The sequence below is a fragment of the Achromobacter sp. SD115 genome (assembly GCF_017355315.1).
Classification (GTDB): Bacteria; Pseudomonadota; Gammaproteobacteria; order Burkholderiales; family Burkholderiaceae_B; genus Achromobacter; species Achromobacter xylosoxidans_B.
The window spans coordinates 200,962-227,345 of sequence record NZ_JADIJM010000005.1 but is presented as its reverse complement, the minus strand read 5'-3'; the positions used below and the strand labels follow the sequence as shown (position 1 = coordinate 227,345).

Below are 26,384 nucleotides of genomic sequence, written 5' to 3'. Positions count from 1 at the left end.
TCAGGCAGAAGGCGTCAGGGGCGGAGCCGCGAGTATGGCATCGGCCATCTCGCGCAGACGGTGCTTCTGGATCTTGACCGAATTGGCGCTTTCCACCGAAGGGAATTCGTCCAGCACGCTAAAGCCCGCCGGCGCCTTGAAACCCGCCATCGCGGCCTTGCACGCGGCGGTCCAGCCTGCCGGGTCCGCCGCCGCGCCTGCGTGCAGCAGCACGAAGGCGTAGGGTACGGTCTTGCCCTTGTGGGTGGCGCCTACCACCTGGCAGGCGCGCACGCCAGGCAGGGTTTCGACTACCTGCTCGATTTCCACCGGATTGACCAGGAAGCCGGACAGGCGCAGCGAATCGCCCATGCGGGTCTGGAACACGAACTGGCGCGGGTTCAGCGCGTAGCCGAGATCGCCGGTCTTGAAGTAGCCGTCGTCGGTCAAGGCGTTGCGGGTGGCCTCCGGATTGTCCAGATAGCCCTGCATCAGGCTGGGCGAGAGGATTTCGAGTTCGCCGGACTGTCCTTGGGGCAGGACTTCGCCCGTGGCGGGATCGCGGGCGCGTACGCGGGCTTCGGGATAGATCAGGGTGCCGCCCGGCTGGTAGCGCACGGACACGTCGCCCTCGGCCGGATCGCGCGGCTGGCCAGCGACCAGCGCCACCAACTCGCTGGATCCGTACAGGCCGGTAAGCGGTACGCCGGCTTCGCGAGCCAGGTCCAGCATATTGTCCAGCGCCGGCGTGAAGCTGGCGAAGCCGAACAGCCGGGCCGAGGCGAAGTCGCCCGGGGCCGCGGCCCGCATCATGCCGACCAGGGCTTCGTTGTTGGCGTAGGTGTGCGTCACCGCGTGGCGGCGCACCGCGGCGGCGGATTGCGCCGCGTCGAACACGGGCGCGCAGACCACGGGCGCGCCTTGCGCCAGGGCGCCGGCCAGGGTCGCGAAACCGAAGGCGCCGCAGAACGGCGCGCTGGCCAGCACGCAGCTCTGGTCGTCATAGCCATAGGCCCGGGCCACGGCCGCGCCGTGGTGCAGCAAGGTGCGCTGGTCATGCAGCACGAACTTGGGTTTGGAGGTGGTGCCGGACGTGGTGAAGCACAGCACGCCCGCATTGGGCTGGGCCGCGGGCGCGGGCTCGGCGCAGGCCAGCAGATCCTGGTAGCGGTGCGCCGGTTTGCCATGCAGGGAGGCGGGCTGCGCTTCATCGGCGCCGGCCAGCGCGACCACGCCTTGCAGGCGCGACAGATGCTCTGGCGCGACCTCGCCCAGGATGCCCTGGAAGTCTATGCCCTTGAACCCCGGCCAGAACACCAGCCAATCCGCCTTGCCGCGGCCCAGGATGTCGGCCAGCTCCAGCGCCCGGAAGCGCGTGTTGACCGCCAGCACCAGCGCGCCCAGGTGCGCGCAGGCCAGGAAGGATTGCACCCACGCGGCGCAATTGGGCAGCCAGACCGCCACGCGCTGGCCGGGGCGCACGCCCAGGCGTGCGAGACCGGCGGCTAGCGCGCGGCTCTGCGCCCGCAGCTGTTCGGCGCTGATAGGCTGGTCCTGGTCGATCAGGAGCGGCGCGCCCGGTTGGCGGGTGGCCAGTGCGTCCAGGTGTTCGGAGAAGGTCGAGTACGGCAGGTTCATGGCTTACACCGTGGCGATGGGCGTCACGGGAGAACCGACCGCGCCAGGCATGCGCAAGGGCGGGGCGGTCAGCAGGAAGCGGTTGCGGCCCTGCGCGTGCAGCCAGTCGGCCAGGTCTTTCAGGTACCAGAGTTCGGCCAGCGGCACGCCCAGCTTGAAGAGGCAATGGTGGTGCAGCGGCAGGATCGAGTGGCCGGGGCCGGACGTGCGAGCCGGGTAGGCTTCGACCGCGTAGTTGTCGGCGCAGATCGCGGCGATGCCGGACTGGGTGATCCATTCCAGCAGCGCCGGATCGGAGCCGTCCAGCACGGCGCCGGTCTGCTCCAGTTTGTGCGGGTCGGGCTGGCCGTTCATCGCCACGATCGCTTCGGCGAAGCCGGTGCGCAACACCAGCATGTCGCCGCTTTCGACAGAGACCTTTTGGGCCTGCATGGCTTCCTGCAAACGGGCGTGGTCGACGACGGTGCGGCCGGGGCCGAAGGCGCGCGCCAGGTCCACCAGCACCCCGCGGCCCTGCATGCCTTTCTCGGCGTAGCGGCTGATGCCGAGCTTGCGCGCGTAGGAGCCGCCAGGTGGGCAGCAGGCGTCGGGCGAGTTGTCGGGATCGGCGCCGCCGAACACGTCCACGCCGGCCGCGTAGCCGTTGTAGTAGACGCGGCGCGCCTCGCCGTCGCCCTGGATGTCGAATAGCGCGCCCACGTGGCAGAGGCCGTCCCATTGGGTGGAGTACTGCATGGACAGCGTGACCTGGTCGTCGGACAGTACGTCCACGGCTTCTGGCTGCACCTGGGACATCTGGAAGTTCAGGTAAGGCGTGCCTTCGCGGAAGGTGGGCTTGAGCACCGGCGCGTGGCGGCGCGGATTCAGCACATTGCCGCCCGGCAGGTCCAGCGGCAAGGACAGGCAGAACACCTTGCCCGTGCGCACTTCCCGCACCGCCTGCAGCACCTTTTCCTGGGTCAGCAGGTTCAGGCGGCCGATCTCGTCATCCGGGCCGAAGTCGCCCCAGGTGGAGCCTTCGGGGCGTTGGGTCCAGCGTTTCATCTGCTTGTCTCCAGGATGTTTTCTATGTTCTTATGAATATAGTACGTATTTACGTACTTTAAAAAGAAATCCGCAATCAGCGGGTTCGAGAGGAGACAAGCCCATGACGCAATTCCTGCATCGCAGGTTGGCGCTCACTGCGCCGGCCCTGGCCGCGCTGGCCTTCCTGACGTTTCCTGCGGCGCACGCCGCCGGCTACCCCGACCACCCCGTCACCGTCGTCGTGCCTTATCCGCCGGGCGGCGGCGCCGACATCTTCGGCCGTGCCATCGCCCACGCGCTGGAGCCGGGCCTGAAGCAGACCGTGCTGGTCGAGAACAAGCCGGGCGCGGGCGGCAATATCGGCATGGCCTACGTGGCGCGCGCCAAGCCCGATGGCTACACGCTGGGCCTGGGCACCATCGGTACCCAGACCATCAACCAGTTTCTCTACAGCAACATGGCGTTCGACCCCGAGCGCGACCTGGTGCCCATCGCGCTGGTGTCCACCACGCCCAACGTCATTGCCGTCAGCGCCAAGTCGCCCTACAAGACGGTGGCCGACGTGATCAAGGCGGCGCAGCAGTCCAAGGACAAGAAGCTGACCTATGCGTCGCCCGGCATCGGTTCCTCGGTGCACCTGACCGGCGCCTACTTCGAAGCCATGGCCGGCGTGACCATGCTGCACGTGCCGTTCAAGGGCACGTCGGCATCGTTGCCGGCCGTGGCGGGCGGGCAGGTCGACCTGTTGTTCGACAATCTGCCGGGCGCGCTGGCGCAGATCAAGGACGGCAATCTGATACGGGGCGTGGCCGTCACGTCCTCCGCGCGCGATGCCTCGGTGCCCAACCTGCCCACCGTCGCGGAGTCCGGCCTGCCGGGCTTCGACGTCACCGCCTGGTTTGCGCTGTACGCCCCGCGCAACACGCCTGAGCCGGTGGTTCAGCAATTGATCGACGCGGCGCGCAGCGGCCTGAAGAGTCCGGCTGTCGCGGCCAACTTCGCCGGCATGGGCGCCAAGCCCGGAACGCTCTTCGGCGCGGACCTGGGGGCCTTCGAGGCGGCAGAGCGCAAGAAATGGGGCGGACTCATCAAGGACAAGGGAATCACCGCGCAATGAACACGCCCACTGCACTGGTCACCGGCGGCAGCCGGGGCATAGGCCGCGCCATCATCGCGCGCCTGATCGAAGATGGCTTTGAAGTCGTCAATTTCAGCCGCGGCGCGCCGGAGGCGCTGCTGCGTGGCGAGACGTTCCGGTCGGTCGACCTGGGCGACGCGTCGGCCACCATCGCAGCCGCGCAGGAGCTGGCGGCGCAGCGCCAGGTCCTGCACCTGGTCAACAACGCCGGCATGATCCAGGTTGCGCGCATCGGTGACGTGACCCAGGAGCAGATGGCGCGGATCATGGCGCTGAACGTCACGGCGCCGGTCCTGCTGCTGCAGGCCCTGCTGCCCGGCATGCGGGCGGCGGGCCATGGGCGGGTGGTGAACATCGGCAGCCGCGCCGCGCTGGGCAAAGATGGACGCACCGTCTACGGCGCGTCCAAGGCGGCGCTTGCGGGCATGACCCGGACCTGGGCGCTGGAGCTGGCGGGCAGCGGCATCACAGTGAACACCGTGGCGCCCGGACCCATCGCGACGGAGCTGTTCAACCAGTCCAATCCGCCCGGAGCGCCGCAGACCTTGGCGCTGGAGGCTTCGATTCCTGTGGGTCGCGTGGGCCGGCCCGAAGAGGTCGCGCATGCGGTGTCCATGTTCATGGACCCGCGCGCGGGTTTCATGACGGGGCAGATGCTGTATGTGTGCGGCGGCGTGTCGGTGGGGCTTGCAGCCTAGCCGCTCACTGTTTGTGTAATGGCTCAGGCCTCCGGCGCCGTCCCTGGTGGCGTCGCGTGTATCGCGAACTCGCGCGCCATTTCCTTCCTGGACAGCTTGCCGGACGCCGCCAGCGCCTGCGCCCGTTCCAGGCGCAGGCGCTTGAGCACTTCCGTGGGTGCCACGCCGAAATGCGCGGCGAACTTGCGCTGGAAGGTGCGGCGCGACATCTGGCAGGCGTCGGCCATGTCGTCGACCGACCAGCGCGCCGAGAGCTGCGCCTCGATTCTTTCCACCAGCTCCCGGAACGGCGCGGCCACGCGGTCCTGCAAGCGCAGCGCCTGGCTGTATTGGCGCTGGTCGCCGTTGCGCCGCATGAAGACCACCAGCCGGCGTGCGACCCGCTGTGACAGGTCCGCGCCGAAGTCGCGTTCGATCAGCGCCAACGCCAAGTCGATGCCGGCAGTGACGCCGGCCGAGGTCCAGTACTTGCCGCTTTCGATGTAGATGCGGTCGTCCTCGACGCGCAGGGCGGGGTGGAGTTGGCGCAGGCGGTCGGCCGAGCGCCAGTGGGTGGTGACGGCGCGGCCGTCCAGCAGGCCGGCCGCGGCCAGCACGAAGGCGCCGGTGCAGACGCTGCACGTGCGCTTGGCATCCGCGTCGCGGCGGCGCAGCCAGGCCCGCGTCTCGCCATGGGCTCCTGCGAAATCCGCGCCGGGGCCGCCGGGTACGAACACCATGTCCAGGGGCTCGTCGCCATCGTCGGCAAAGGTGCCATCCACCTGCATGCGCAGGCCCTGTTCCCAGGTGGCGACCAGCGGCGTGGCGGCGATGGTGCCCAGGCGGTAGAGCTTGCGGCCAGCTTCCTCGTTGGCCGAACTGAAGGCTTGCCAGGGGCCGGCCAGGTCCAGCGGCTGGAAACCGTCGTACAGGACGAACAGCACGCGCAATGGCGCATCCGGCGCTGAATTTGGCGCGCGCGTCCTGGCGCGTCCGCCTATGCTGGAAGTCGTCGTTTCTAACGGAGCATCGTCATGCATGTGAATTTTCTCTTGTTCGAGGGGCTGACCCAGCTGGATATGACCGGACCGTACGAAGTGCTGGCCGGCGCGCCGGGCTTCACCGTGGATTTTGTCGCAAAAACGCGCGACCCGGTGCGCAGCGATCGCGGGCTGTGTTTCGTGCCTACGCAGACCATCGCGTCGGCGCCGCCCTGCGATCTGCTGGTGGTGCCGGGCGGGCCGGGCACGGATGATGCCATTGTCGACGCCGACTGGGTAGCGTTCACGCGTGCGCAGGGGCTGGCGGCGCGCTATGTGTTCGGCATCTGCACCGGTTCGCTGTTGCTGGGCGCGGCGGGGCTGCTGCGCGGCAAGCGCGCCTCCAGTCATTGGCGCGCGCGTGAACTGCTGTCGCGCTTCGGCGCCATACCCAGCGACGAACGCATGTGCGTGGACGGCAATCTGTTCACCGCCGGCGGCGTGACGTCGGGCATCGACATGGGGCTGAAAGTGGTGGCGCTGCTGTGCGGCGAGGACGTGGCCAAGCTGATCCAGCTGCAGATCGAGTACGACCCCCAGCCGCCGTTCCCCGGGGGGACGCCCAAGACCTCCGAGCCGGCCGTGGTGCAGCGTTATCTGGAGATATCGCAGGCGCGCTTCGAGCGCCGCACGCAAGCGGTGGACCGGGCCGCGGCGGCGATGGTTTGAACCCGTCCTCGTGCACGGGAGTGGGCGCGCCTATTTCCCCAGATGATCCAGCGGCAGCGGGCTTTGCGGTTTGACGGTCTGGATGGCGAAGTTGCTGCGGATGTCCTTGACGCCGGGCAGCTTCAATAGCGTGCCCAATAGGAAGCGCTCATAGGCGCGCAGGTCGGGCACCACGACCTGCAGCAGGAAGTCGGATTCGCCCGACACCAGGTGGGCTGCGATGACTTCCGGCAAGGTGCTGACTTCCTTGCGGAACAAGGCCGAGTCCTTTTCGTGGTGCCGTTCCACCTTGATGCCGACGAAGACGGTCAGGCCCAGGCCGACCTCGTCCGGCGCCAGGCGGGCCTCGTATCCCTGGATGACGCCGGCTTCTTCCAGCAGCCGCACCCGCCGCAGGCAGGGGGAGGGGGACAGGCCGATCTGTTCGGCGAGTTCGACATTGGTCAGCCGGCCGTTCTGCTGCAGGGCTTCGAGGATCCGGCGGTCGTAGGCGTCCAGTTCACGTTTTGGCATGAAATTGAATTCAGGATTTATGGATTGGTGGAATATGCCAATCATCATAAATCCACTGGCATGAATAGAACGCACATGCCAGCCCGGTTTTCCTAGAATGGTCGCCTGGGACTGGACGAAAAGGAGCAGGAAAATGACGGATATGGCGATGTTTCTGGGGGCTTTGCTGATCGTCTATGTCGTGCCAGGACCCGACATGATCCTGCTGCTGGAGACCGGCGTGCTGCGCGGCAGGGGGCAGGCGCTGGCGGTGGCCGTGGGGCTGGCCATCGCGCGGGCCGCGCACGTGACCCTGGCCGCGCTGGGACTCGCGGCGCTGTTCAAGACTCACCCCTGGGCCTTCGATGCGGCGCGCACGGTGGGCGGCTGCTATCTGGTCTGGTTGGGAGTGCGGCTGTTGCGCGCGGGACCGGTTTCCTACGACGCCGCCGGACAGGCGCCTGCGAAGCGCGCGGGGCTGGGGCCGGCGCTCCTGAGCGGCGTGCTGACCAATGTGCTCAATCCCAAGGCCTTGTTGTTCTGCTCGGTGCTGCTGCCCCAGTTCGTATCGCCCGCCCAGGGCCCGATAGGCCAGCAATTCGCCGTGCTGGGCGTGATCCTGGTCAGCCTGGGCCTCGTCCTGGACGTGTTGTGCGCGCTGGCGGGTGGGGTGGTGGGGCGCTGGATGTCGGCCAGCCCCCGGGCGCAGAAGATCCAGAGCCGGGTGTTCGGACTGGCGCTGATCGGCTTCGGCCTGCGCCTGACCGTCGCCCAGCGTCCGGCCTGAAGCGCCGGCCCTGCGGTTGGCGCTGCGAGGCCGGCGGTCACGCTTACTTGGCGTAAGCGTACGAGGACTCGTCGGCTTCCTCGTCCTTCGGCCGCGGCGGGACGGCGCCGTCCTCCAGCAGCTCCGACTGCGTCAGCCCCTTGGTCAGCTCCAGCGCCTGGCGCTCGAACAGGCGCCGGTACAGGCCGCCCTTCAGGCGGATCAGCGCGTCGTGGCTGCCTTCCTCGATGATGCGGCCGCGGTCCATCACCAGCAGGCGGTCCAGCGCCCGCACCGTGGACAGGCGGTGCGCCACGACGAGCGTGGTGCGGCCCACCATCAGGCGGTCCATGGCCTGCTGGATCAGCACTTCGCTTTCGCTATCCAGGCTGGACGTGGCTTCGTCCAGGATCAGGATGGGCGCATCGGCCAGGAAGGCCCGGGCCAGGGCCACGCGCTGGCGCTCGCCGCCCGACAGCTTGACGCCGCGTTCGCCGACCAGCGTGTCGTAGCCCTTGGGCAGCGCCATGATGAAGTCATGGGCGCTGGCCAGCCGCGCCGCCTGCTCGATCTCGGCCTGCGTGGCGCCGGGACGGGCATAGGCGATGTTCTCCGCCAGCGTGCGGTGGAACAGTACGGGTTCCTGCTGCACGATGGCGATCTGGCTGCGCAAGGACGCCTGCAGTGCCTGGGCGATGTCCTGCCCGTCGATCGTGATGCGGCCGTCGTTCACGTCATACAGGCGCTGGATCAGCTTGATGAACGTGGTCTTGCCCGAGCCCGAATGGCCAACCAGGCCGACCCGCTCGCCCGGCGCGATGCGCACCGAGAACTGGTCGTACAGCGCCTTGTCGTGCGCGCCATAGCGGAACGTCACGTCTTCGAAGCGGATCTCGCCAGCCGTGACGCGCAGCTCGCCCGCGCCGGGCCTGTCGTCCACGCCCAGCGGCTGCTTTTCCAGCGCGACCAGTTCTTCCATGTCGTTGACCGAGCGTTGCAGGTTGCGGATGTGCATGCCCACGTCGCGCAGGTAGCCCTGCAGCATGAAGAACATCGTCAGGGCGAAAGTGATGTCGCCCACGCTGGCCTGGCCGCGCGACCACAGCAGCAGCGACGCGCCCAGGATGCCCGCCTGCATGGCGACCAGCATGGCGCCCTGGATACCGCCATTGATGGTGCCGCGGATCCAGGTGCGGCGGGTGCGGCGGCGCCATTTGTCGACGACGCGGTCCAGCCTGACTTCTTCGCGTTCTTCGGCGCCGAAGGCCTTGACGACCGCATTGCAGCTGACGGCGTCGGCCAGGGCGCCGCCCATGCGGGTGTCCCAGGCGTTGCCCAGTCGCGCCGCCGGCGCCACATAGCCCAGCGACAGCGCCGCGGTCACGGCGATGTACAGCACCGAGCCCAGGCCCACCACCAGGCCCATGATCGGCCAGTGCACGCCCAGCAGGGCGGTGGCGCCCACCAGCATCACGACCGAGGGCAGCAGCGCGATCAGCAGCGTGTCGTTCAGGATGTCCACCGCCCACATGCCGCGCGTGATCTTGCGCACCGTGGAGCCGGCGAAACTATTGGCGTGCCAGTCCGTGGAGAAACGCTGCACGCGGTAGAACGCGCTGGACACGATGCCGTTCATCATCTTCAGCGTGAAGGTGATGATGTTCTGGAACACGGCCTGGCGCAGCAGCGTGCCGCCGATGCCCAGCGCGAGCAGCAGCCAGAAGGCGGTGAGGGCCGCGCTCCAGACGATTTCGTCGCCGGCCGCGCCCGAGGCCACGGCGTCGACCAGTTTGCCCGCGTACAGCGGCGTCAGCACGTCGGTCACCGCCGACAGCAGGGCGAGCACGATGATGCCGGAGGTGCGCCAGGGTTGCGCGCGCCAATGGCGGAAGGTAAAGCCCAGGACTTCCTTGAAGGTCTGTCCTCGTAGATCGATTTTTTTTCTGGCCATTGCAATGGCCCGGCGGCACCAGGACGCCGGGTGTCCTTGTGTGGAAAGAGGAAGGAACGGCCTGCGCAGGTAGGCGCGGGCGATTGCGTTTAGGTTTTTGGGGCGGGCACGGAGGACCAGTCGCTAGATAGGCATCCAGCGATGGGTCCGCGCGGGCGACGACTTAATGGCGTCGCGGAGACACGCGCGGGATGGCGGTATGCGGATTCATCATCTTGCGCCTCCCAGTGGTGTGAGATGTGGGGAAAAAGGAATGGGCAGAGGCCCGAATTGAAGATTCTATAGAAGTGGTGTAGGCGAATCAACGGGTAAGCGCGCGCCAGTGTGGGTTTTTTTCAACTGGCGTGGCTTTCACGGCGTGGTTTTCAATCCGGCGTGAACAGGTCCGGCGGCAGGCGGGCCACGGCGTCGTAGGTCAGGCGGATGTGGGCGGCCAGCAGGTCACAGGCGCGGTCGGCGTCGCGGGCCAGCGTGGCGTCCAGAATGCCTTTATGTTCGTCGTCCAGATTGCGGGCGATAGGTTTGCGCGTGACGGTCAGGCGGCGGTAGCGCTCGGCCTGCTGGTACAGGATGCCCAGGAAATGATGCAGCCAGCGCGAGGGGCAGGCGCGGATCAGTTCGCGGTGGAACTCGCGATTGCGCTGCTCCCACTCTTCAAAGCGGGTGTCGGGGTCGGCGGCCAGGCGCTGTTCGGCCTTGCTCAAGCGGTGGAAGGCCGCGAGCACGGCGCTTTCCCAGTCGTCGTCGCCCAGGGCGATGGACTGGCGCAGGGCCTGGGTTTCGAGCAGCACGCGGTTTTCGGTGATGTCGCGGAAGTCTTCCAGCGAAATCGGCGTGACGTGAAAGCCGCGCTGTCCCTGCGCGATGACCAGCGCGTCCGACACCAGCAGCGCCAGCGCTTCGCGCAGCGTGCCCGCGCCCACGCCGTAATCGTCCTTCAGGTGTTCGACCCGAAGCCGTGAGCCTGGCGGATGCACGCCCTGGATGATGTCGCGGCGCAGGTTGACATAGGCCGCGCCGACCAGGGTGTTGGCCGAGGCAGAATGGGCGAGCGGGGGGAGGGTGGCGCCGTCTGACATGGAAGCTACTTTATCACCGTGTTCAAAAAATCTCGATAAAAATTATTGACGCCGAGATTTATGCTGCTTATCGTAGAAAAAAGCGTCGAGACGACGACCGGCATGAAGCCGGCGGCAGACGCAACCTGGAGACAAGCAGTGATACGGCTACACGACATCCGGTATGTCCGGCTGGGTACCCGCGACCTGGAATCCGCGGTCCGATACGCGACCGCGGTGCTGGGGCTGGAAGTGGCGCGCAAGGAGCACGGCGCGGTCTATTTCAAGTCCGACTCCCGCGACCACACCCTGTGCTACTTCGAAGGCGATCCGCGCGACCACACCACGGCGTTCGAAGTCGACACGACCGAGGAACTGGAGCATGCCGGCGCGGTGCTGGAGCGTAGCGGCTACCAGGTCGCCGCAGGCAAGCGCGAGGACGCAGAGCAGCGCTACGTGCGCGATTTCCTCAGCTTCATCGACCCGTCCGGCAACCGCATCGAACTGGTGCACGCGCCGCACCATAGCGGCCGCCGCTATTTCCCCAGCCGCGATGCCGGCGTGACGGGTTTTTCGCATATTGGCCTGCGCACGCTGGACGCACGGCGCGACGAGGCCTTCTGGACCGGTTTGCTGTCGGCCCGGGTCAGCGACCGCATCGGCGAAGCGCCGCTGCTGCGCATCGACGAAGTGCATCACAAGATCGCGCTGTTCCCCTCCAGCTATCCGGGCGTGCAGCACATCAACCACCAGGTCGAGAGCATCGACGACATCATGCGCGCCTGGTATCAGCTGAAGGAATGGAACGTGCCGATCCGCTTCGGCCCGGGGCGGCATCCGACCTCGGGGGCGATGTTCCTGTACTTCGACGGCCCCGACGGCATGATCTACGAATACTCCACCGGCGTGCGCCTGATCACCGCCGAAGACGAAAAGACCTACCGCCCGCGCAGCTTCCCCGCCGTGCCGTCCTCGTTCTGCATGTGGGGCGCCAAGCCTGACATCCCGGAGTTCAAGACGTGAGCGCCGCGCCGATGAAGGTTGATGCCGGTCAGGAAGCCCTGGTGCGGGTGGCGGCGCGCGGCCTGGCCCGCGCCGGACTGGTCCACGCCTACGGCCATTGCAGCAGCCGGCTCGACGCCGACTACTTCCTGGTGTGCGCGGCGCGGCCCATGGGCCTGATCGAGCCGGGCGAGGCGGGCACGGTGGTGCCGGTGCACGGCGAACTGCCCGAGGGCGTGCTGGGCGAAGTCCGCATCCATCAGCACATCTACCGCATGCGTCCCGAAGTGGGCGGGGTGGTGCGGTCCATGCCGCCCACGGTCATGACGCTGTCGTCGGCCCGCGTGACGCCGCAGGCGCGCCATGGCATGGGCTCGTATTTTTCTCCGGCGGTGCCGCTTTGGGACGATCCGCAGCTGGTGCGCAGCGACGCCCAGGCGCGCGGCGTGGCGCAGGCCCTGGGCGCGGCGCGCGCCGTGGCCATGCGCGGCAATGGCGCGGTGGTGGCGGCCGAGTCCCTCATGCATGCCGTGGTGCTGACCTGGTATCTGGAGGATGCCGCGCGCATCGAATGGCAACTGCGTTCGGCCGGCCTGGCCGAAGGCGCGCCCACGCTCTCTCCCGACGAGGCGGCGACCCGCGCCGTGGGCACGGGCCGCATCTACGAGCGCATGTGGGAATACCTGACCGCCGGCGACCCTGAAGCGGCGCTGGCAGACCTGTCACAACCGAGGACGCAATGACCGATTTCCGCAATTTCATCAACGGCGAATGGGTCGCCACGGGCAAGACGTTCGACAACCGCGATCCCGTCGACAACCGCCTGATCGGGCGCATCCATGAGGCCGGCGACGCCGAGGTCGACGCCGCGGTGCGGGCCGCCAAGGCGGCGTTGCGCGGCCCCTGGGCCAAGCTCAAGACGCAGCAGCGCGTGGAACTGCTGCACGCGGTGGCCGACGGCATCATCCGGCGCTTTGACGACTTCGTCGACGCCGAGATCGCGGACACCGGCAAGCCTTATGACCTGGCCAGCCATCTGGACATTCCGCGCGGGGCGGCGAACTTCAAGATCTTCGCCGACCTGGTGCGCAATATCCCCAACGAGACCTTCGACCTGGAAACGCCGGACGGCGGCCATGCCCTGAACTACGGCGTGCGCGTGCCGCGCGGCGTGATCGGCGTGATCTGCCCGTGGAACCTGCCGCTGCTGCTGATGACCTGGAAGGTGGGGCCGGCGCTGGCCTGCGGCAATACGGTGGTGGTCAAACCTTCCGAAGACACCCCGGCCACGGCCACGCTGCTGGGCGAGGTCATGAACGAGGTCGGCGTGCCGCCCGGCGTGTACAACGTGGTGCATGGCCGCGGCCCCGGTTCGGCCGGCGAAAAGCTCACGCGCCATCCGCTGGTCGACGGAATCACCTTCACTGGCGAGACCCGTACCGGCGAAGCCATCATGCAGGCGGCAGCGGTGGGCGTGCGGCCCGTGTCTTTTGAACTGGGCGGCAAGAACGCGGGCATCGTGTTCGCCGACGCGGATTTCGACAAGGCGGTGGCCGGCATCGCCCGCGCTGCTTTCGACAACACCGGGCAGGTCTGCCTGGGCACCGAGCGCGTCTACGTGCAGCGGCCGATCTTCGACCGCTTCGTGGCGGCGCTGGGCGAGCGCGCCCGCGGCTTCAAGCTGGGTCGCCCGAAGGATCCCGGCGTCAACCTGGGCCCGCTGATTTCGCAGCGCCACCGCGACAAGGTGCTGGGCTACTATGCCCGCGCCCGCGAAGACGGCGCCACGGTGGTGGCGGGCGGTGGCGTGCCGGACATGCCGGACGAACTGGCCGGCGGCGCGTGGATCCAGCCCACCGTGTGGACCGGCCTGCCGGAAACCTCGGCCGTGATCCAGCAGGAGATCTTCGGACCCTGCTGCCATATCGCGCCCTTCGACACGGAAGAAGAAGCCGTGGCCCTGGCCAACGCCACCCCCTACGGTCTGGCGGCCTCGGTATGGACCAGCAACGTGGGGACCGCCCATCGCATGGGACAGGCCCTGGAAGTGGGCATCTGCTGGATCAATTCCTGGTTCCTGCGCGATCTGCGCACGGCCTTCGGCGGGTCCAAGCAGTCCGGCATCGGCCGCGAAGGCGGCGTGCATTCGCTCGAGTTCTACACGGAGCTGCGCAATGTCTGCGTAAAGCTCTGACGTCAATACGGCAGGCGCCGCGCAGAACGGCGCCGCCGCCCATCCCCCAAGGAGATTAAGCATGCAAGCATACGCACGCGGGCTGTCCGCGCTGGCCGCGGTCGCGGCCCTGACCGCGGCCAACGCCGCAATGGCGGACATCCGCATCGGCTTTACCGGGGTGCTGTCCGGACCCCAGGCGGCATTGGGCCAGGACCAGTACGACGGCCTGATGCTGGGCATCGAGCAACTGGGCGGCAGCCTGGGCGGCCAGAAGGCCGTGGTGATCCGCGACGACGACCAGCTCAAGCCCGACGTGGGCGCGCAGATCGTGCAGAAGTTCATCGAGAAGGATAAGGTCGACGTGATCGTCGGCCTGGGCTTCTCCAATGTGCTGATGGCGGAGCTGCGGCGCATCAAGGAGTCGGGCGTGGTGGCGCTGTCCACCAACGCCGGGCCCGCGCCGATTGCCGGCCGCATGTGCCTGCCGAATCTGTTCGTGCTGGGCTGGCAGAACGACAGCATGTCGGAAGCCATGGGCAAGTACGTCAAGGACCAGGGCTACAAGCGCGCCTACCTGATGTCGTCCAACTACCAGGCCGGCAAGGACAAGCTGGCGGGCTTCAAGCGCTTCTATGGCGCAGCGCCGTCCGACGAAATCTATACCCAACTGGGGCAGCTCGATTACTCGGCCGAGATCTCGCGCATGCAGTCGGCCTCGCCCGATGCGCTGTTCGTGTTCTACACCGGCGGGGTGGGCGTGAACTTCGTGCGCCAATTGCGCCAGGCTGGCCTGATGGAAAAGCTGCCGTTCTTCTCGGAAAGCCTGATCGACTCCAACACGCTGACGGCGCTGAAGGAGCAGGCGGTGGGCGCGATCTACGGCACGCCCTGGGCCACCACGCTGGACAACCCGCCGAACCGCAAATTCGTCGAAGCCTTCAAGGCCAAGTACGGACGCCTGCCGTCCGAGTACGCGGTGGGCGGCTACGACGCGGCCTTTCTGCTGGACACCGCCATCAAGCAGCAGGGCGGCAAGGTCGGCGACAGCAAGGCCCTGGCCGCGGCGGTCAAGGCGGCCGGCGCCAACTTCCCCACGGTGCGCGGCAAGTTCCGCTTCAACAGCAACAACATGCCGGTGCAGGACCTGTATGCCTACCAGGTCGTGAAGGAGGGCGACGGCGTGGGCCTGAAGCAGCTGGCCAAGGTGTTCACCGACCACCAGGACGCCTATGTGGCGGACTGCCCGCTGAAGTAACCGTCCCGGGAGACGCCCCATGAACGGATCCTTGCTGTTGTCGCAGATGCTCAATGGCCTGCAGCTCGGCGCCTTGCTGTTTCTGCTGTCCTCGGGGCTGACCCTGATCTTCGGCATCATGAACTTCATCAACCTGGCGCACGGGTCGCTGTACATGATCGGCGCCTTCCTGGGCGCCACCGCCTACAACGCCAGCGGCTCGTTCGCCTTCGCCATCCTGGCGGCGGTGGCGGGCAGCGGCCTGGTGGGCGTGGCGCTGGAACGCCTGATCGCCCGGCCCCTGTACAAGCACGACCACCTCTATCAGGTGCTGGCCACTTTCGGGCTGATGATGTTCTTCAACGAACTGGCCTCCGTCATCTGGGGCAGCCGGCCGTATTACGCCGCCGTGCCGCAGGGGCTGGAGGGCGCCGTCAGCCTGTTCGGCAATGACTATCCGGTGTATCGATTGATGATCATCGGCGTGGGCGCGCTGGTGGCGCTGGGCGCCTGGTTCCTGATCCAGCGCACCCGCTTCGGCATGCTGATCCGCGCCGGCGCCAGCAATGCCCCCATGGCCAGCGTGCTGGGCGCCAACGTGGACCTGCAGAAGACCCTGCTATTCCTGTTGGGGGCGGTGCTGGCCGGCGTGGCCGGCGCGCTGGCGGGGCCGATCCTCTCGGTGCAGTCCGGCATGGGCGAGCCCGTGCTGATCCTGGCGCTGGTGGTGATCGTGGTGGGCGGCATCGGCTCGGTGCGCGGCACGCTGGTCGCGGCGCTGCTGATCGCCATGATAGACACGCTGGGCCGCGCCTTCCTGCCCGACATGCTGCGCGCCGTGTTCGACGCGTCCGTCGCCAACGCGGTCGGACCTGCGCTGGCCTCCATGCTCATCTACGTGCTGATGGCCGTGGTGCTGGCGTTCCGGCCGCAAGGCCTGGTCTTCTCGGCGCGGCGTTGACGCGCGCCTGTCCTGGGATTCGATCATCATGCAAGAACACAAACACCGGCGCTGGGCGCTGCCCTTGCTGTTCCTGGTCCTGGCCGCCGTGCCCTTTGTGGCGCAATGGCTGGGCGAACCGTTCTACGTGACGCTGGGCGCGCGCATCCTGATCTACGCGCTGGCCGCGCTGGCGCTGAACCTGGTACTGGGCTTTGCCGGGCTGGTGAGCTTCGGCCACGCCATGTTCCTGGGCCTGGGCTGCTATGCCGTGGGCATCCTCAGCTATTACGGCTTCGGCAACGGCTGGCTGCAGCTGGCCGTGTGCATCGCCGTGTGCGCGCTGGTGGCGCTGATCGTCGGCACGGTCTGCCTGCGCACGTCGGGCATAGGCTTCATCATGATCACGCTGGCCTTCGCGCAGATGTTCTATTTCCTGGCGGTCAGCCTGCGCGAGTACGGCGGCGACGACGGCCTGAACATCTACGAAGCCAGTTCCTTCGGCCTGTTCGACCTGGGCGGCAGTCAGCCCGTGTACTGGGCGGCCTGGGCCGTGCTGCTGGTCTCCAGCCTGGCGATGGTGCGCCTGCGCCGCTCCCCCTTCGGCATGATCCTGCGCGCCACCCACGCCAATCCGCGGCGCGTGGACGCGTTGGGCTATTCGGTGTTCGGCGTGCGCCTGACGGCCTACGTGGCCTCCGGCGTGCTGACCGGCGTGGCCGGGCTGCTGCTGGCCAACCTGACCGCCTTTGCCTCGCCCAGCTACATGTCCTGGCCGGTGTCGGGCGAGCTCATCGTCATGGTGGTGATAGGCGGGCTGGGCAATGTGCTGGGCCCGATCGTCGGCGCGGTCGCCTATCTGCTGATGGAAGAAGCCTTCAAGAGCATGACGCAGCACTGGATGCTGCTGATGGGGCCGGCGGTGGTGATCATCGCCATGGTGGCCAAGGGCGGCTATGCCAATTCCCTGGCCTGGCTGCGGCGTCCGCCGCCCGCCGCGCCGACGGCCCAGCCGCCGGCCGCGGACGGGCAGAAGGACCGCCGTCCGCCGGACGCGCTCGCCAAGGAGGCCTCGGCATGAACATGGAAACCGCCGCCGCGCCCGTGGGTTTGTCGACGCAGGACCTGGTGCGCCGCTTCGGCGGCCTGAAGGCGACCGACGGCGTGTCGCTGGACGTGGCCCCGGGCGAACTGCACGCGCTGATCGGGCCCAACGGCGCGGGCAAGACCACCCTGATCAATCTGCTTTCCGGCGAATTGCGCCCCGATGGCGGCGCCGTGCGCCTGGGCGCCGCCGACGTTTCCCGTGCCACGGTGCAGGAACGCGTGGCGCAGGGCATGCTGCGCTCCTATCAGGTGACCTCGGTATTCGACAGCTACACGGTGCTGGACAACGCTTGCCTGGCCGCCTTGCGCAAGCGCCGCCGGCGCCTGTCGGCCTGGACTGCCTTGCGCGATTGCGCCGACGTGGTGGACGCCGCCCGGCAGGCGCTGCGGGCCTGCAAGCTGGAGGACGTGGCCGAGGCGCAGGTGGACAGCCTGGCCTACGGCCAGCGCCGCCAGCTGGAGATCGCCATGGCGCTGGCGGGCGAGCCGTCGGTGCTGTTGCTGGACGAACCCATGGCCGGCATGAGCGCGGCAGAAAGCGCGGGCGTGATCGCCTTGCTGCAAAGCCTGAAGGGCCGCTACACCATCGTGCTGGTCGAACACGACATGAACGCCGTGTTCGCGCTGGCCGACCGCATCAGCGTGCTGGTCTACGGCAAGATCATTGCCACCGGCAGCGCGGACCAGATACGCAACCATCCCGACGTGCGCCGCGCCTATCTGGGCGACGACGCCGACGCATAAGGAGCCGCCATGTTGAGCATCAGTGGATTGACGGCGGCCTATGGGCATTGCCAGGCGCTGTTCGGCGTAGACCTGGACGTGGGCCAGGGCGAGGTTCTCGGCCTGATCGGGCGCAACGGCATGGGCCGCAGCACCGTCATCAAGTGCCTGTTCGGCCTGCTGCCGGCCAGCCAGGGCAGCATCCGTTACGCCGACCGTTCCCTGCGCGGGCTGGCGCCGTACCGGATCGGCCGGATGGGGCTGTCGCTGGTGCCCGAGGGGCGCCAGATCTTCCCGACCCTGACGGTGGAAGAGAACCTGGTCGCCACGGCCATCGTCCGCGGCGGCGCCCGCAGCTGGACGCTGGAACGCGTGTATGAACTGTTTCCGCGCCTGCGCGAACGGCGCGCCAACCTGGGCACCCAGCTGTCCGGCGGTGAGCAGCAGATGCTGGCGCTGGGCCGGGCGCTCATGACCAACCCCAGCCTGCTGGTGCTGGACGAAGCGACCGAAGGGCTGGCGCCGGTGGTGCGCGCCGAAATCTGGCGCGTGCTGGCCCAATTGAAGGCCGAAGGTTTGTCGATGATCGTGGTGGACAAGAACACCACGGCCTTGCTGCGCCTGTCGGACCGCAACGTCATCCTCGACAAGGGGGTGACGGTGTGGCGCGGCAGCTCGGCGGAATTGTCCGAACGGCCCGACCTGGTGGCCGCCTACGTGGGAGTCTGAGATGAGATTGCAGGACAAGGTGGCGCTGGTCACCGGCGCGGCCGGGGGCATCGGATTGGCGATCGCGCGGCGCTTCGTGGCCGAGGGCGCATACGTGCTGTTGGCCGATCGCAAGGAGGCCGAACTGATGGCGGCGGTCCGCTCGCTGGGAGAACGCGCCGCCGCGGCGCTGGCGGACGTGACCGATCCGGCCGACGCCCAGCGGCTGGCCGACGAGTGCGTGCGGCGCTGGGGCGGCCTGGATATCTGCGTCTGCAACGCCGGTGTGATCCGCGCCGCGGATTTCCTGGACCTGAAGCTGGAAGACCTGGACGCGGTCATGAACGTCAACGTGCGCGGCACCTTCCTGGTGGCGCAGGCCGCCGCGCGCGCCATGGTGGCGGGCGGACGCGGCAACGGCGCCATCGTGACCCTGTCCTCGATGACGGCGGAGCTGGCCATGCCGGACCAGCTGGCCTACGGCGCCAGCAAGGGCGCGGTGCGGCAGATGACCAAATCGATGGCGCTGTCCCTGGCGCCGCATGGCATACGGGTCAACGCCATCGGCCCCGGCAGCATCGATACCGAGATCCTGGCCACGATCACCAGCAATCCCGAAGCCCGCAGGACCGTGCTGTCGCGCATTCCCATGCAGCGGTTGGGATCGACGGATGAAGTCGCCAAGGTGGCGTTGTTCCTGGCCAGCGACGACGCCAGCTATGTGACCGGGCAGACGGTGTATGCGGACGGCGGCCGGCTGGCGCTGAACTATACGGTGCCGGTGCAGGAGTAGGGCGGCGCATGCAGCTGCGCGGATGCGCTTCGACAGCGGGCAGGACAGGGTGATAAATTTTTGCGCGTCACCTGGAGAACCAATCCTGCCCATGAAAACCACCGCAATCACTTCTTCCCGGAATGCCGCATGGCTCCAATTGCGCATGGCGCTCTGGCCTGATGCGTCGGCCGCCGAGCACCAGCAGGATATGGACGACCAGGTGTCTTCGCCGGACAGGTACGCCCAGTTTCTGGTGAGTTCCGATGGCGGGCAGGCCTTGGGTCTTGCCGAAGCTTCCATCAGAACGGACTACGTCAATGGCACGGACTCCAGCCCCGTGGCGTTCCTGGAAGGGTTGTACGTCATTCCCGAAGCCAGGCAGCGGGGTGCGGCCAGGGCCCTGGTCGCCGCCGTTCGGGAGTGGGCGCTGGATAGGGGATGCAAGGAGCTGGCCTCGGATACCGCGCTGGACAATCTGGTAAGCCAGGCCGCCCACTCGCGCCTGGGGTTCAAAGAGACTCAGCGGGTCGTCTATTTCAATATGCCGCTGTGACAGGCCACGCAGGTCTTGCATTGCGAGTAAGGTATGGGCTGTAGGCCCTGATTTTCCGGCACTTTGGCCCGTGCCCTCAGCAGGAACGAGTACATCATGAAGACCCTTCGTCCGGCACTGCGGCTTGTCCTCGTTGCGCTCGCGTGCGCGTTGATCGCCGCCTGCGCGGACCAACCTCCTCAGCAAACCGAGCTGGACTACCGCAGCCGGTCTCCTTCCACGGGGCAGGGCAAGAACACGACTCCTGGCTCCTCGGATCAGCGCTTGACCATACAGTCCGGCGAAGGCGAGCGCTTGAATCTGCCCTGGTTCGTGCGGGATACGCAGGAATGGATCAACAGTAATTGATGGGGGTCCGATCGACGCGGCTCGCCATGCTACGCTTTGCCGGCCCGCAATCGACGAAGCGTTCAATCCCATGACTGTTCGACGGATTCTCCTGGTGCTAACCGCGCTGACCTTATCGCCCGCGCTCCATGCCGAGGCTGCGTCCAAGCTCGCCGCCTGGACCCCGCCGGGCCCGACGACGTGCAGCTTCTCGGGATGGACGACCGACGAGAAGCCAGCCATCCAGGTGCGCGCGGCGGCGTCCGCCCAGGCCGCGGTGGCGGGCAGCCTGCCGACCACTCGCGGCGAAGGCGCCGATCCCAATATCGACTACTACAGCGTCACCTTCGACGTGATCGAGGCGCGCGACGGCTGGCTCAAGATCAGGAACGCCAGCGACGACAAGACCGGCGACCAACAGAGCAAGCCGCGGCCCGTGTATCGGGGCGAGGGCTGGATCGAGGCCGGGGATGCGCAGGTCGGTATCCAGTCGGCGCGGGGCTACGCCCGTCCGGATGCCAGCAGCGAGCGGCTGCTGGACCTGGGAGGCGACTGGCTGACTGAGAGAGCCTCGCTGCGCGGCATCGTTGCCTGCGAGGGCGAATGGCTGTTGCTCGACTACGAGATGCGCAACACCGAGACGTTCGAGCCACTGGCGCCCAAGGACCGCACGCGAGGGCGGGCGTGGTTCCGCGGCGTCTGCTCGTCTTCGGAGACGACTTGCGATATGCGGTCGGTCGACAAGTAAGGGTGCGAGCTCGGTTCATTGACATATCGGGAAATCTCGATACAATCCGCCCATGGATCTGCTCGAAATATTCAAAGCCCTCTCCAACCGTACCCGCCTTGAGATCCTGAAAGGACTGAAGGACCCCGCCAAGAACTTCCCGCCTCAGGACGAGGGCGATGTTCATACGGTGGGCGTCTGCGTCAGCAGCATCCAGGAAGGCGTCGGGCTGTCGCAGTCCACGGTGTCCGACTACCTGGCGACGCTGCAACGCGCGGGCCTGGTGGAAGTCAGGCGCATCGGTCAGTGGACCTACTACAAGCGGAACGAAGCAACCATACGCGCTCTTGCCGCGCTGATCGGGAAAGAGCTGTAATTTTTTTACTGGTAAATATCGGAAATTCCCGATATCCCTATTTATCGAAGCAAGGAAAACCATGAAGGCGATGACACTCCAATCATTTGGCGGCCCGGAATCGTTCGAACTCCGCGACCTGCCCGTGCCTGTGCCGCAGGCGGGACAAGTCCTGGTCCGGGTGCATGCAACGTCGATCAATCCCCTGGACTATCAAGTCCGGCGCGGCGACTATCCCGACCTGGTGCCGCTACCGGCCATTACCGGGCACGATGTCTCCGGCGTGGTCGAAGCCGTGGGGCTGGGCGTGACGGCCTTCGCTCCTGGCGATGAAGTCTGGTACACCCCGCAGATATTTGACGGGCCGGGCAGCTACGCCGAGTACCACGTCGCCGCGGAGAGCATCATCGGGAGGAAGCCCCCCTCGCTGAGCCATCTCGAGGCGGCCAGCCTGACCTTGGTCGGCGGGACGGCGTGGGAAGCGCTGGTGGTGCGCGCCGGCCTGAGAGTTGGGGAGAGCATCCTGGTGCATGGCGGCGCGGGCGGCGTCGGGCATGTGGCGATCCAACTGGCGAAAGCCATCGGAGCACGGGTATACACGACCGTGCGCGCAGCCAACGCCGAGTTCGCGCGCAGCATGGGCGCCGATGTGACCATCGACTATGAAAAGGAAGACTACGTCGAAGCCATCATGCGGGAGACGGGCGGGCGCGGCGTCGACGTCGTGTTCGACACCATCGGCGGCAACACCCTGGCGCGCAGCCCCGATGCGCTTGCGCAACTGGGGCGGGTCGTTTCGATCGTGGATATCGCCCAGCCGCAAAACCTGATCCAGGCCTGGGGCAAGAACGCGAGTTACCACTTCGTGTTCACGCGGCAAAACCGCGGCAAGCTCGATGAGTTGAGCGCACTGGTCGCGCGCGGCCAGTTGCGGCCGCACGTGGGCGCGGTCTATGCGCTTGCCGATATAGCGCTGGCTCATGCGCGGCTGGAGAGTCCCAGCAACGGCCTCCAGGGAAAGATCGCGATTGCCGTCGCGTCCTCGGCCCACGAATCGCTGCTTACCAGTTGATGCGCGCCGTCAGCGTGATGTTGCGCTCGTCGCCATAGAAGCAGGTGCCCGGGCACGCGGCCACATAGGTCTTGTTGGCCAGATTCTTGACGTTCAGGGCGAATTGCCACTTGTCCCATTGATAGCGCAGCGCGGCGTCGTACGTGGTGTAGGAGGGCACCGGCAGGTCATAGATCTCCTGGCGGCCCACGTAGCGCACGCCGACGCCCGCGCTCAGGCCCGGCACGGACGAGAACCGGTAGTCCATCCAGAGCGAAGCCATGTTGCGCGGGACCGAGGCGGGCCGCGAGCCTTCATTGCCCAGATTGCTCTTGGTGACGCGCGCATCCGTCGTCGCCAGGGCGGCCACCAGATCCAGTTGCCGGTTCAGGCTTGCCCGGGCCTCGATCTCGGCGCCTTTCGAGCGGACTTCGCCGGTCTGGACCAGGTAGCCCATGTGGGCGGGATCGCTGGTGAGGACATTGCGCTGCGTGATTTCGTAGAGCGCCACGGTGATCGACGCGTCCACGCCCTTGGGTTCGTACTTCAAGCCGATCTCGTGCTGTACGCCGGTGGTGGGCTTGAAGGGATTGGCGCTGAAGTCCAAACCAGGGGTGGGCTGGAAGGACTTGCTGTAGCTGTAGTAGGGGGCCAGGCCGTTGTCGAACAGGTACATCAGGCCGGCGCGCGGCGTGAAGGCATGGGAGTTCTGGCTTCCCGAGCCCGGCGTCGAGTCGGTGCGGACGGAATCGTAGCGGCCGCCCAGCAGCACGATCCAGCGGTCGTTGAACTTGATCTGGTCTTGCCCGTAGAAGCCCAGCTGGCGCACGGCGTTTTCGGAATAGTTGGGGGCGCCGAGATTGGGCCGGGCGCCATAGACGGGCTTGTACAGATCGATCGGCGCAATGGCGCCGAACTCCTGGGAACGCGTGAATTCGCTCTTGCTCCAGTCGATGCCGAACAACAGCGTGTGTTCGACCCCGCCGTGGCGCAGCTTGCCCAGCAGCTGGTTGTCCACGGCGAGTCCCTTGTCGGTGTCGTATCGGGTGATGGCATAGCGCGTGCCCAAGGCAGGGTTCGACGGGCTCACGCGCGCATTCACTGCGGCGTACTGGTTGTCGGCCTTGTGTTCATAGGCCAGCAGGTTCTGCCTGACCTGCCAATCGTCGTTCAGCCTGTGTTCGAGCAGGTAGCCCAGGGTGGAACCCTTCACGACATACCGGTCGAAGCCCGGTTCGCCGACGAAGCGTGAACGCGATATGGAGCCGTTGGGATTGGATAGCAGCGTGCCTTCCAGCGGTTTGCCTGAATCGTAGGGACTGTCGGTCCGGCTGTAGCTGGCCAGCAGGGTGATCAGGGTGGCATCGCTGATCTGCCACTCCAGCGCGCCGGCCAGCGACTGGCGGTCATTGTTGATGTAATCGATCATGGTGTCGCTGTCGCGCGCCAGGCCGGTGAGGCGGTAGCGCACATTCCCGTCCTCCGTCACCGGGCCGCCCAGGTCCATGGCGATCTGTTTCTTGTTCCAGCTGCCCGTCTGCAGTTCGAGCTCGCGCAGGGGCTCCGCCGTGGGGCGCTTGCTGACCAGGTTGATGATCCCGCCCGGCGCGGCCTGGCCGTACAGGATCGAGGCCGGCCCCTTGAGCAGTTCGATGCGTTCGAAGTTGTAGGGCTCGATCGCGCCGCTGAGCGAGTTAATGGGGAACTTGGTGCCGTTCAGATACAGCGGGGCCGCGCCCGTGATGTTGAAGCCGCGGACCGTGAAGCGGGTACCGATGTGCCTGAGCGCTCCGCCTTCCAGCGACATGACGCTGGCGGTGTAGCCGAGCGCCTGGTCCAGCGAGTCCGCCGCCTGCGCGACCACCTGGTCGCGCGGAACCACCGAGACGGACTGGGGCGTTTCGTGCAGCGCCGTGTCGGTCTTGGTCGCGGTTGCGCTGCGGTGGGCGACGAAGCCTTGCACCGGGCCGGAGGCGGATTCATGGAGGCCCGTGACCGTGACCGCGGGCAAGGTCTGCGCGGACTCCTGGCCCGGTTGTCCGCCGGGCAGCGGCCGCAGCACGTAGCCGCCGTTGGGTTGCAGCCGGGCCGCCAGTCCCGTGCCGGCCAGCAGCCTGGCCAGGGCCTCGGGCGCCTCGAAACTGCCTTGCAGGCCGGTACTGCGCTTGCCCGCGATATCGCTGGCGGAATAGGACAACATCAATCCGCTTTCGAGCGCATAGCGGGTCAGCGCGCTTTCCAGCGTGCCGGCGGGGATCGCGTAGGTTCGGGCAGCGACCTGGGCCTGGACGGCGTTCGCGCCGGCGCTCAAGGCGATGCCTGTCGCCGTGACCCAGAAGGTGCGGCTTGCGGCCAGCGCCAAGGTATTGCATGTGATGAGGCGCGCGGCGCGCCGAGGCAGGCGGTAGTCCATGAGGGGTCCGGTTTCCGGTGAAAAAATGTGGCTTCTATTAGGTTTGCCACTTGAAAACCGGAAACCCCTCACGTTTGTCCGAAAAAAACAGGCGGATGGTTTGCGCGCCGTCGCGCTAGGCGCCGCGCAGGCGCACGGTGATCCAATAGCGCGTCATCCGGTCGACTTCGACCGGATGCGTCCGGCGCAGCATGTCCAGCACCCGATCGGCGTCGTCCAATGGATAGATGCCAGAAACCTTCAGGTGGCTGGCATCGGGGGCGCAGGCCAGCCGGCCAGGCACGTACCGCGCAAGTTCGGCGACGAAGTCGGAGAGCGGCATGTCCTGCGCGACCAGCATGCCCACGGACCATGAGGCATCGCCCGGCTCGGCGGGCCGGGGCTGATCAACGGCCTCGCGGGTGAACGAGGCCTGTTCGCCAGCGTGGATAAGCCGCGGCGCGTCCGCGTGGAGGTCGGGACGGATTTCTACTGCGCCCTCGAACACCGCGACCTGGCTGCGGCCTGGGAACTGGTGCACGCTGTAGCGGGTGCCAAGCGCGCGCACGCGGCCTTGGGCCGTTTCGACCAGGAAAGGGCGCCCGATCGGGGAGACCGGGTCGGGCGCGGTGGTGACGAGGATCCGGCCGCGCAGCAGCCGGACCAGGCGCTGCGCGTTGTCGAAGCGCACATCGATGGCGCTTGCGGTGTCCAGGTCGATGCGGCTGGCGTCGGCCAGCGTGACGCCCAGGCGCTCGCCGGTATCCGTGTGGTGGTCGGACTGCCAGTCCTGCCAGCCGTGCCACAGGCTGTCGCGCGCGAGCCAGGCGCCGCCGCCGGCGAAGAGGGCCAGGGCCAGGGTCTTGATGGCCCGGCGGCGTGTCCGGCCGTTGCGGTCTTCATGTGTCAGCGTGCCGCGTACGAGCGGCGTGTTCAATCCGCGCAATTGCTGGCCGAAGGACTCGATGTGGCGCCAGGCGCGCTCATGGTCGGGGTGTTCCGCCCGCCAGCGCAGGCAGGCTGCGCGCGTGGCGTCGCTGGCATCGGCTGCTTGCAGGGCGACCAGCCACTCCACGGCGCGCAGGCTGACGCTTGCGGGCAGCGGTGGGCCGTTCAGTTGAGGAAACGCCGTCAGGCTCGGGTCCGCGGGCGAAATGGGCATGGCGGTGTCGGTCGCGGCGGCTGGTCGGGGGCGATCATCAGACGCCGAAAAAGCACAGGTGCGCCGCCTTTGCGATATAGCGCTGCACAGTGGCGAGCGACACGTTCAGCGTCGTGGCGATGTCCGCTTGCTTCATGCCTTCAAGCTGCGAGAGCAGGAATGCCTGGCGTACGGGGGCGGCCAGCGTATCCAGGCGCCGGTCCAGCTCGATCAGCGTCTCAAGCAGGATGGCGCGGGTTTCGGGACCGGGCGCTTCGCGCTCCGGCAGGTCGGCCAGACTGGCCAGATAGGCCTCTTCGATCCGGCGGCGCCGCATGAAATTGGACACCACGCCTTGGGCCACCGTGGTCAGCAGCGCGCGCGGTTCGCGCACCGCGATAGTCTCGCCGCGGACCAGCAGACGCATGAACGTGTCATGGGCGAGATCGGCGGCGTCCGAGGAATTGCCCAACCGGCGCCGCAGCCACCCCTTCAGCCAGCCGTGGTGATTCGCGTACAGGACATCGATGCCCTGGGACGGCACTGCAAACTCGGTCGCGGACATGCGGCCCTCCGGCTTGTCGCGGGCCTGGAGGAAACCGGCGCCGTGAAAAATGAGAATCATCCGCATTCTAAAGTGAGTCGCGACGTGGCGACAAGAGGCCGGCCCTGCCGCGCTCTCAGATCGCCCGGCGCACCGTCAGGGGCGTGCTGCCGGGGAGGGGGCGGTTGAATCGCT

The 26,384-nt window shown here is 67.3% G+C and carries 27 protein-coding genes; 18 read left to right on the top strand and 9 right to left on the bottom strand.

The features are described 5' to 3' along the window. Positions 1–1,617 (bottom strand): AMP-binding protein, encoded by a 1,617-nt coding sequence (locus IPU70_RS09615; protein WP_207466792.1) that lies wholly within the window; start codon positions 1,615–1,617, stop codon positions 1–3. 3 nt (positions 1,618–1,620) lie between these two features. Then, positions 1,621–2,661 (bottom strand): cyclase family protein, encoded by a 1,041-nt coding sequence (locus tag IPU70_RS09610; RefSeq protein WP_207466790.1) that lies wholly within the window; start codon positions 2,659–2,661, stop codon positions 1,621–1,623. 103 nt (positions 2,662–2,764) lie between these two features. Between IPU70_RS09610 and IPU70_RS09605 the strand changes: the two genes are divergently transcribed. Together IPU70_RS09605 and IPU70_RS09600 are read left to right on the top strand one after the other, a co-directional pair. Beyond that, complete coding sequence (locus IPU70_RS09605) at positions 2,765–3,760, top strand: tripartite tricarboxylate transporter substrate binding protein (RefSeq protein ID WP_207466788.1); 996 nt, start codon at positions 2,765–2,767, stop codon at positions 3,758–3,760. Next, positions 3,757–4,479 carry an SDR family oxidoreductase gene (locus tag IPU70_RS09600; protein ID WP_207466786.1) on the top strand — a complete coding sequence of 241 codons (723 nt, stop codon included), beginning with the start codon at positions 3,757–3,759 and terminating at the stop codon, positions 4,477–4,479. Before IPU70_RS09605 ends, IPU70_RS09600 begins: the two co-directional genes overlap by 4 nt. A 23-nt stretch (positions 4,480–4,502) precedes the next feature. Here IPU70_RS09600 and IPU70_RS09595 read toward each other — a convergent pair whose 3' ends face one another. Further along, positions 4,503–5,402, bottom strand: coding sequence for an AraC family transcriptional regulator (locus IPU70_RS09595; protein ID WP_207467001.1), 900 nt, complete (start codon positions 5,400–5,402; stop codon positions 4,503–4,505). A gap of 90 nt (positions 5,403–5,492) precedes the next feature. Here IPU70_RS09595 and IPU70_RS09590 point away from each other — a divergent pair, with 90 nt between their 5' ends. After that, positions 5,493–6,167 (top strand): DJ-1/PfpI family protein, encoded by a 675-nt coding sequence (locus IPU70_RS09590; RefSeq protein ID WP_207466784.1) that lies wholly within the window; start codon positions 5,493–5,495, stop codon positions 6,165–6,167. Between the two features lie 30 nt (positions 6,168–6,197). On the opposite strand, the gene IPU70_RS09585 is transcribed toward IPU70_RS09590, so the two are convergent. Further along, on the bottom strand, positions 6,198–6,680 hold the full coding sequence (locus IPU70_RS09585; RefSeq protein ID WP_207466783.1) for an Lrp/AsnC family transcriptional regulator: 483 nt from the start codon (positions 6,678–6,680) through the stop codon (positions 6,198–6,200). 142 nt (positions 6,681–6,822) lie between these two features. On the opposite strand from IPU70_RS09585, the gene IPU70_RS09580 reads away from it, so the two are divergent. Continuing rightward, complete coding sequence (locus tag IPU70_RS09580; RefSeq protein WP_242702400.1) at positions 6,823–7,446, top strand: LysE family translocator; 624 nt, start codon at positions 6,823–6,825, stop codon at positions 7,444–7,446. A 43-nt stretch (positions 7,447–7,489) separates the two neighbouring features. On the opposite strand, the gene IPU70_RS09575 is transcribed toward IPU70_RS09580, so the two are convergent. Together IPU70_RS09575 and IPU70_RS09570 are read right to left on the bottom strand one after the other, a co-directional pair. Continuing rightward, complete coding sequence (locus IPU70_RS09575; protein WP_207466779.1) at positions 7,490–9,376, bottom strand: ABC transporter ATP-binding protein; 1,887 nt, start codon at positions 9,374–9,376, stop codon at positions 7,490–7,492. Positions 9,377–9,741: 365 nt separating this feature from the next. Further along, on the bottom strand, positions 9,742–10,455 hold the full coding sequence (locus tag IPU70_RS09570; protein ID WP_207466776.1) for a GntR family transcriptional regulator: 714 nt from the start codon (positions 10,453–10,455) through the stop codon (positions 9,742–9,744). A gap of 138 nt (positions 10,456–10,593) precedes the next feature. On the opposite strand from IPU70_RS09570, the gene IPU70_RS09565 reads away from it, so the two are divergent. From IPU70_RS09565 to IPU70_RS09500, 14 genes are all read left to right on the top strand, one after another. After that, a complete protein-coding gene (locus tag IPU70_RS09565) occupies positions 10,594–11,457 on the top strand; it encodes a VOC family protein (protein ID WP_207466775.1) in 864 nt (287 codons plus the stop codon). Positions 11,458–11,468: 11 nt separating this feature from the next. Beyond that, entirely contained in the window at positions 11,469–12,179 is a 711-nt protein-coding gene (locus tag IPU70_RS09560) for a class II aldolase/adducin family protein (protein WP_207466999.1), read from the top strand. Then, on the top strand, positions 12,176–13,630 hold the full coding sequence (locus IPU70_RS09555; protein WP_207466772.1) for a 2-hydroxymuconic semialdehyde dehydrogenase: 1,455 nt from the start codon (positions 12,176–12,178) through the stop codon (positions 13,628–13,630). The genes IPU70_RS09560 and IPU70_RS09555 overlap by 4 nt, the downstream gene beginning before the upstream one ends. A gap of 61 nt (positions 13,631–13,691) precedes the next feature. Beyond that, the gene (locus IPU70_RS09550) at positions 13,692–14,867 is read left to right on the top strand and encodes an ABC transporter substrate-binding protein (RefSeq protein WP_013393169.1); all 1,176 of its coding nucleotides are present in this window, start codon (positions 13,692–13,694) and stop codon (positions 14,865–14,867) included. Between the two features lie 19 nt (positions 14,868–14,886). Further along, a complete protein-coding gene (locus IPU70_RS09545; protein WP_207466771.1) occupies positions 14,887–15,807 on the top strand; it encodes a branched-chain amino acid ABC transporter permease in 921 nt (306 codons plus the stop codon). 28 nt (positions 15,808–15,835) lie between these two features. Further along, complete coding sequence (locus tag IPU70_RS09540) at positions 15,836–16,867, top strand: branched-chain amino acid ABC transporter permease (RefSeq protein ID WP_207466769.1); 1,032 nt, start codon at positions 15,836–15,838, stop codon at positions 16,865–16,867. Beyond that, positions 16,864–17,637 (top strand): ABC transporter ATP-binding protein, encoded by a 774-nt coding sequence (locus IPU70_RS09535; RefSeq protein ID WP_207466767.1) that lies wholly within the window; start codon positions 16,864–16,866, stop codon positions 17,635–17,637. Before IPU70_RS09540 ends, IPU70_RS09535 begins: the two co-directional genes overlap by 4 nt. 9 nt (positions 17,638–17,646) lie before the next feature. After that, the gene (locus tag IPU70_RS09530) at positions 17,647–18,345 is read left to right on the top strand and encodes an ABC transporter ATP-binding protein (protein ID WP_207466766.1); all 699 of its coding nucleotides are present in this window, start codon (positions 17,647–17,649) and stop codon (positions 18,343–18,345) included. Position 18,346: 1 nt separating this feature from the next. Next, complete coding sequence (locus IPU70_RS09525; protein WP_207466765.1) at positions 18,347–19,117, top strand: SDR family NAD(P)-dependent oxidoreductase; 771 nt, start codon at positions 18,347–18,349, stop codon at positions 19,115–19,117. 91 nt (positions 19,118–19,208) lie between these two features. Next, entirely contained in the window at positions 19,209–19,652 is a 444-nt protein-coding gene (gene aac(6'), locus IPU70_RS09520) for an aminoglycoside 6'-N-acetyltransferase (protein WP_013393175.1), read from the top strand. Positions 19,653–19,748: 96 nt separating this feature from the next. Next, positions 19,749–20,000 carry a hypothetical protein gene (locus tag IPU70_RS09515; RefSeq protein ID WP_207466764.1) on the top strand — a complete coding sequence of 84 codons (252 nt, stop codon included), beginning with the start codon at positions 19,749–19,751 and terminating at the stop codon, positions 19,998–20,000. 70 nt (positions 20,001–20,070) lie between these two features. Continuing rightward, positions 20,071–20,727, top strand: a complete 657-nt coding sequence (locus tag IPU70_RS09510; protein ID WP_207466763.1) for a hypothetical protein — start codon at positions 20,071–20,073, stop codon at positions 20,725–20,727. Between the two features lie 52 nt (positions 20,728–20,779). Further along, positions 20,780–21,082 (top strand): helix-turn-helix transcriptional regulator, encoded by a 303-nt coding sequence (locus IPU70_RS09505; protein WP_207466762.1) that lies wholly within the window; start codon positions 20,780–20,782, stop codon positions 21,080–21,082. A gap of 61 nt (positions 21,083–21,143) precedes the next feature. Beyond that, entirely contained in the window at positions 21,144–22,133 is a 990-nt protein-coding gene (locus IPU70_RS09500) for a zinc-dependent alcohol dehydrogenase family protein (RefSeq protein WP_207466761.1), read from the top strand. Here the strand turns inward: IPU70_RS09500 and IPU70_RS09495 are convergent. From IPU70_RS09495 to IPU70_RS09485, 3 genes are all read right to left on the bottom strand, one after another. Next, positions 22,123–24,525, bottom strand: a complete 2,403-nt coding sequence (locus IPU70_RS09495) for a TonB-dependent siderophore receptor (RefSeq protein ID WP_207466759.1) — start codon at positions 24,523–24,525, stop codon at positions 22,123–22,125. The two genes, IPU70_RS09500 and IPU70_RS09495, sit on opposite strands and share 11 nt — an antisense overlap. A 115-nt stretch (positions 24,526–24,640) precedes the next feature. Next, positions 24,641–25,666, bottom strand: coding sequence for a FecR domain-containing protein (locus IPU70_RS09490; protein ID WP_207466757.1), 1,026 nt, complete (start codon positions 25,664–25,666; stop codon positions 24,641–24,643). A gap of 37 nt (positions 25,667–25,703) precedes the next feature. Then, positions 25,704–26,210 (bottom strand): sigma-70 family RNA polymerase sigma factor, encoded by a 507-nt coding sequence (locus tag IPU70_RS09485; RefSeq protein WP_207466755.1) that lies wholly within the window; start codon positions 26,208–26,210, stop codon positions 25,704–25,706. Positions 26,211–26,384: the final 174 nt, after the last annotated feature.

Coding starts and splice junctions, on each gene's coding strand:
- IPU70_RS09590 (WP_207466784.1), top strand. CDS start 5,493: ATGCATGTGAATTTTCTCTTGTTCGAGGGGCTGACCCAGCTGGATATG.
- IPU70_RS09605 (WP_207466788.1), top strand. CDS start 2,765: ATGACGCAATTCCTGCATCGCAGGTTGGCGCTCACTGCGCCGGCCCTG.
- IPU70_RS09575 (WP_207466779.1), bottom strand. CDS start 9,376: ATGGCCAGAAAAAAAATCGATCTACGAGGACAGACCTTCAAGGAAGTC.
- IPU70_RS09525 (WP_207466765.1), top strand. CDS start 18,347: ATGAGATTGCAGGACAAGGTGGCGCTGGTCACCGGCGCGGCCGGGGGC.
- IPU70_RS09505 (WP_207466762.1), top strand. CDS start 20,780: ATGGATCTGCTCGAAATATTCAAAGCCCTCTCCAACCGTACCCGCCTT.
- IPU70_RS09585 (WP_207466783.1), bottom strand. CDS start 6,680: ATGCCAAAACGTGAACTGGACGCCTACGACCGCCGGATCCTCGAAGCC.
- IPU70_RS09540 (WP_207466769.1), top strand. CDS start 15,836: ATGCAAGAACACAAACACCGGCGCTGGGCGCTGCCCTTGCTGTTCCTG.
- IPU70_RS09510 (WP_207466763.1), top strand. CDS start 20,071: ATGACTGTTCGACGGATTCTCCTGGTGCTAACCGCGCTGACCTTATCG.
- IPU70_RS09490 (WP_207466757.1), bottom strand. CDS start 25,666: ATGCCCATTTCGCCCGCGGACCCGAGCCTGACGGCGTTTCCTCAACTG.
- IPU70_RS09495 (WP_207466759.1), bottom strand. CDS start 24,525: ATGGACTACCGCCTGCCTCGGCGCGCCGCGCGCCTCATCACATGCAAT.
- IPU70_RS09615 (WP_207466792.1), bottom strand. CDS start 1,617: ATGAACCTGCCGTACTCGACCTTCTCCGAACACCTGGACGCACTGGCC.
- IPU70_RS09515 (WP_207466764.1), top strand. CDS start 19,749: ATGAAGACCCTTCGTCCGGCACTGCGGCTTGTCCTCGTTGCGCTCGCG.
- IPU70_RS09500 (WP_207466761.1), top strand. CDS start 21,144: ATGAAGGCGATGACACTCCAATCATTTGGCGGCCCGGAATCGTTCGAA.
- IPU70_RS09535 (WP_207466767.1), top strand. CDS start 16,864: ATGAACATGGAAACCGCCGCCGCGCCCGTGGGTTTGTCGACGCAGGAC.
- IPU70_RS09570 (WP_207466776.1), bottom strand. CDS start 10,455: ATGTCAGACGGCGCCACCCTCCCCCCGCTCGCCCATTCTGCCTCGGCC.
- IPU70_RS09610 (WP_207466790.1), bottom strand. CDS start 2,661: ATGAAACGCTGGACCCAACGCCCCGAAGGCTCCACCTGGGGCGACTTC.
- IPU70_RS09555 (WP_207466772.1), top strand. CDS start 12,176: ATGACCGATTTCCGCAATTTCATCAACGGCGAATGGGTCGCCACGGGC.
- IPU70_RS09580 (WP_242702400.1), top strand. CDS start 6,823: ATGGCGATGTTTCTGGGGGCTTTGCTGATCGTCTATGTCGTGCCAGGA.
- IPU70_RS09485 (WP_207466755.1), bottom strand. CDS start 26,210: ATGTCCGCGACCGAGTTTGCAGTGCCGTCCCAGGGCATCGATGTCCTG.
- IPU70_RS09560 (WP_207466999.1), top strand. CDS start 11,469: ATGAAGGTTGATGCCGGTCAGGAAGCCCTGGTGCGGGTGGCGGCGCGC.
- IPU70_RS09545 (WP_207466771.1), top strand. CDS start 14,887: ATGAACGGATCCTTGCTGTTGTCGCAGATGCTCAATGGCCTGCAGCTC.
- IPU70_RS09530 (WP_207466766.1), top strand. CDS start 17,647: ATGTTGAGCATCAGTGGATTGACGGCGGCCTATGGGCATTGCCAGGCG.
- IPU70_RS09550 (WP_013393169.1), top strand. CDS start 13,692: ATGCAAGCATACGCACGCGGGCTGTCCGCGCTGGCCGCGGTCGCGGCC.
- IPU70_RS09600 (WP_207466786.1), top strand. CDS start 3,757: ATGAACACGCCCACTGCACTGGTCACCGGCGGCAGCCGGGGCATAGGC.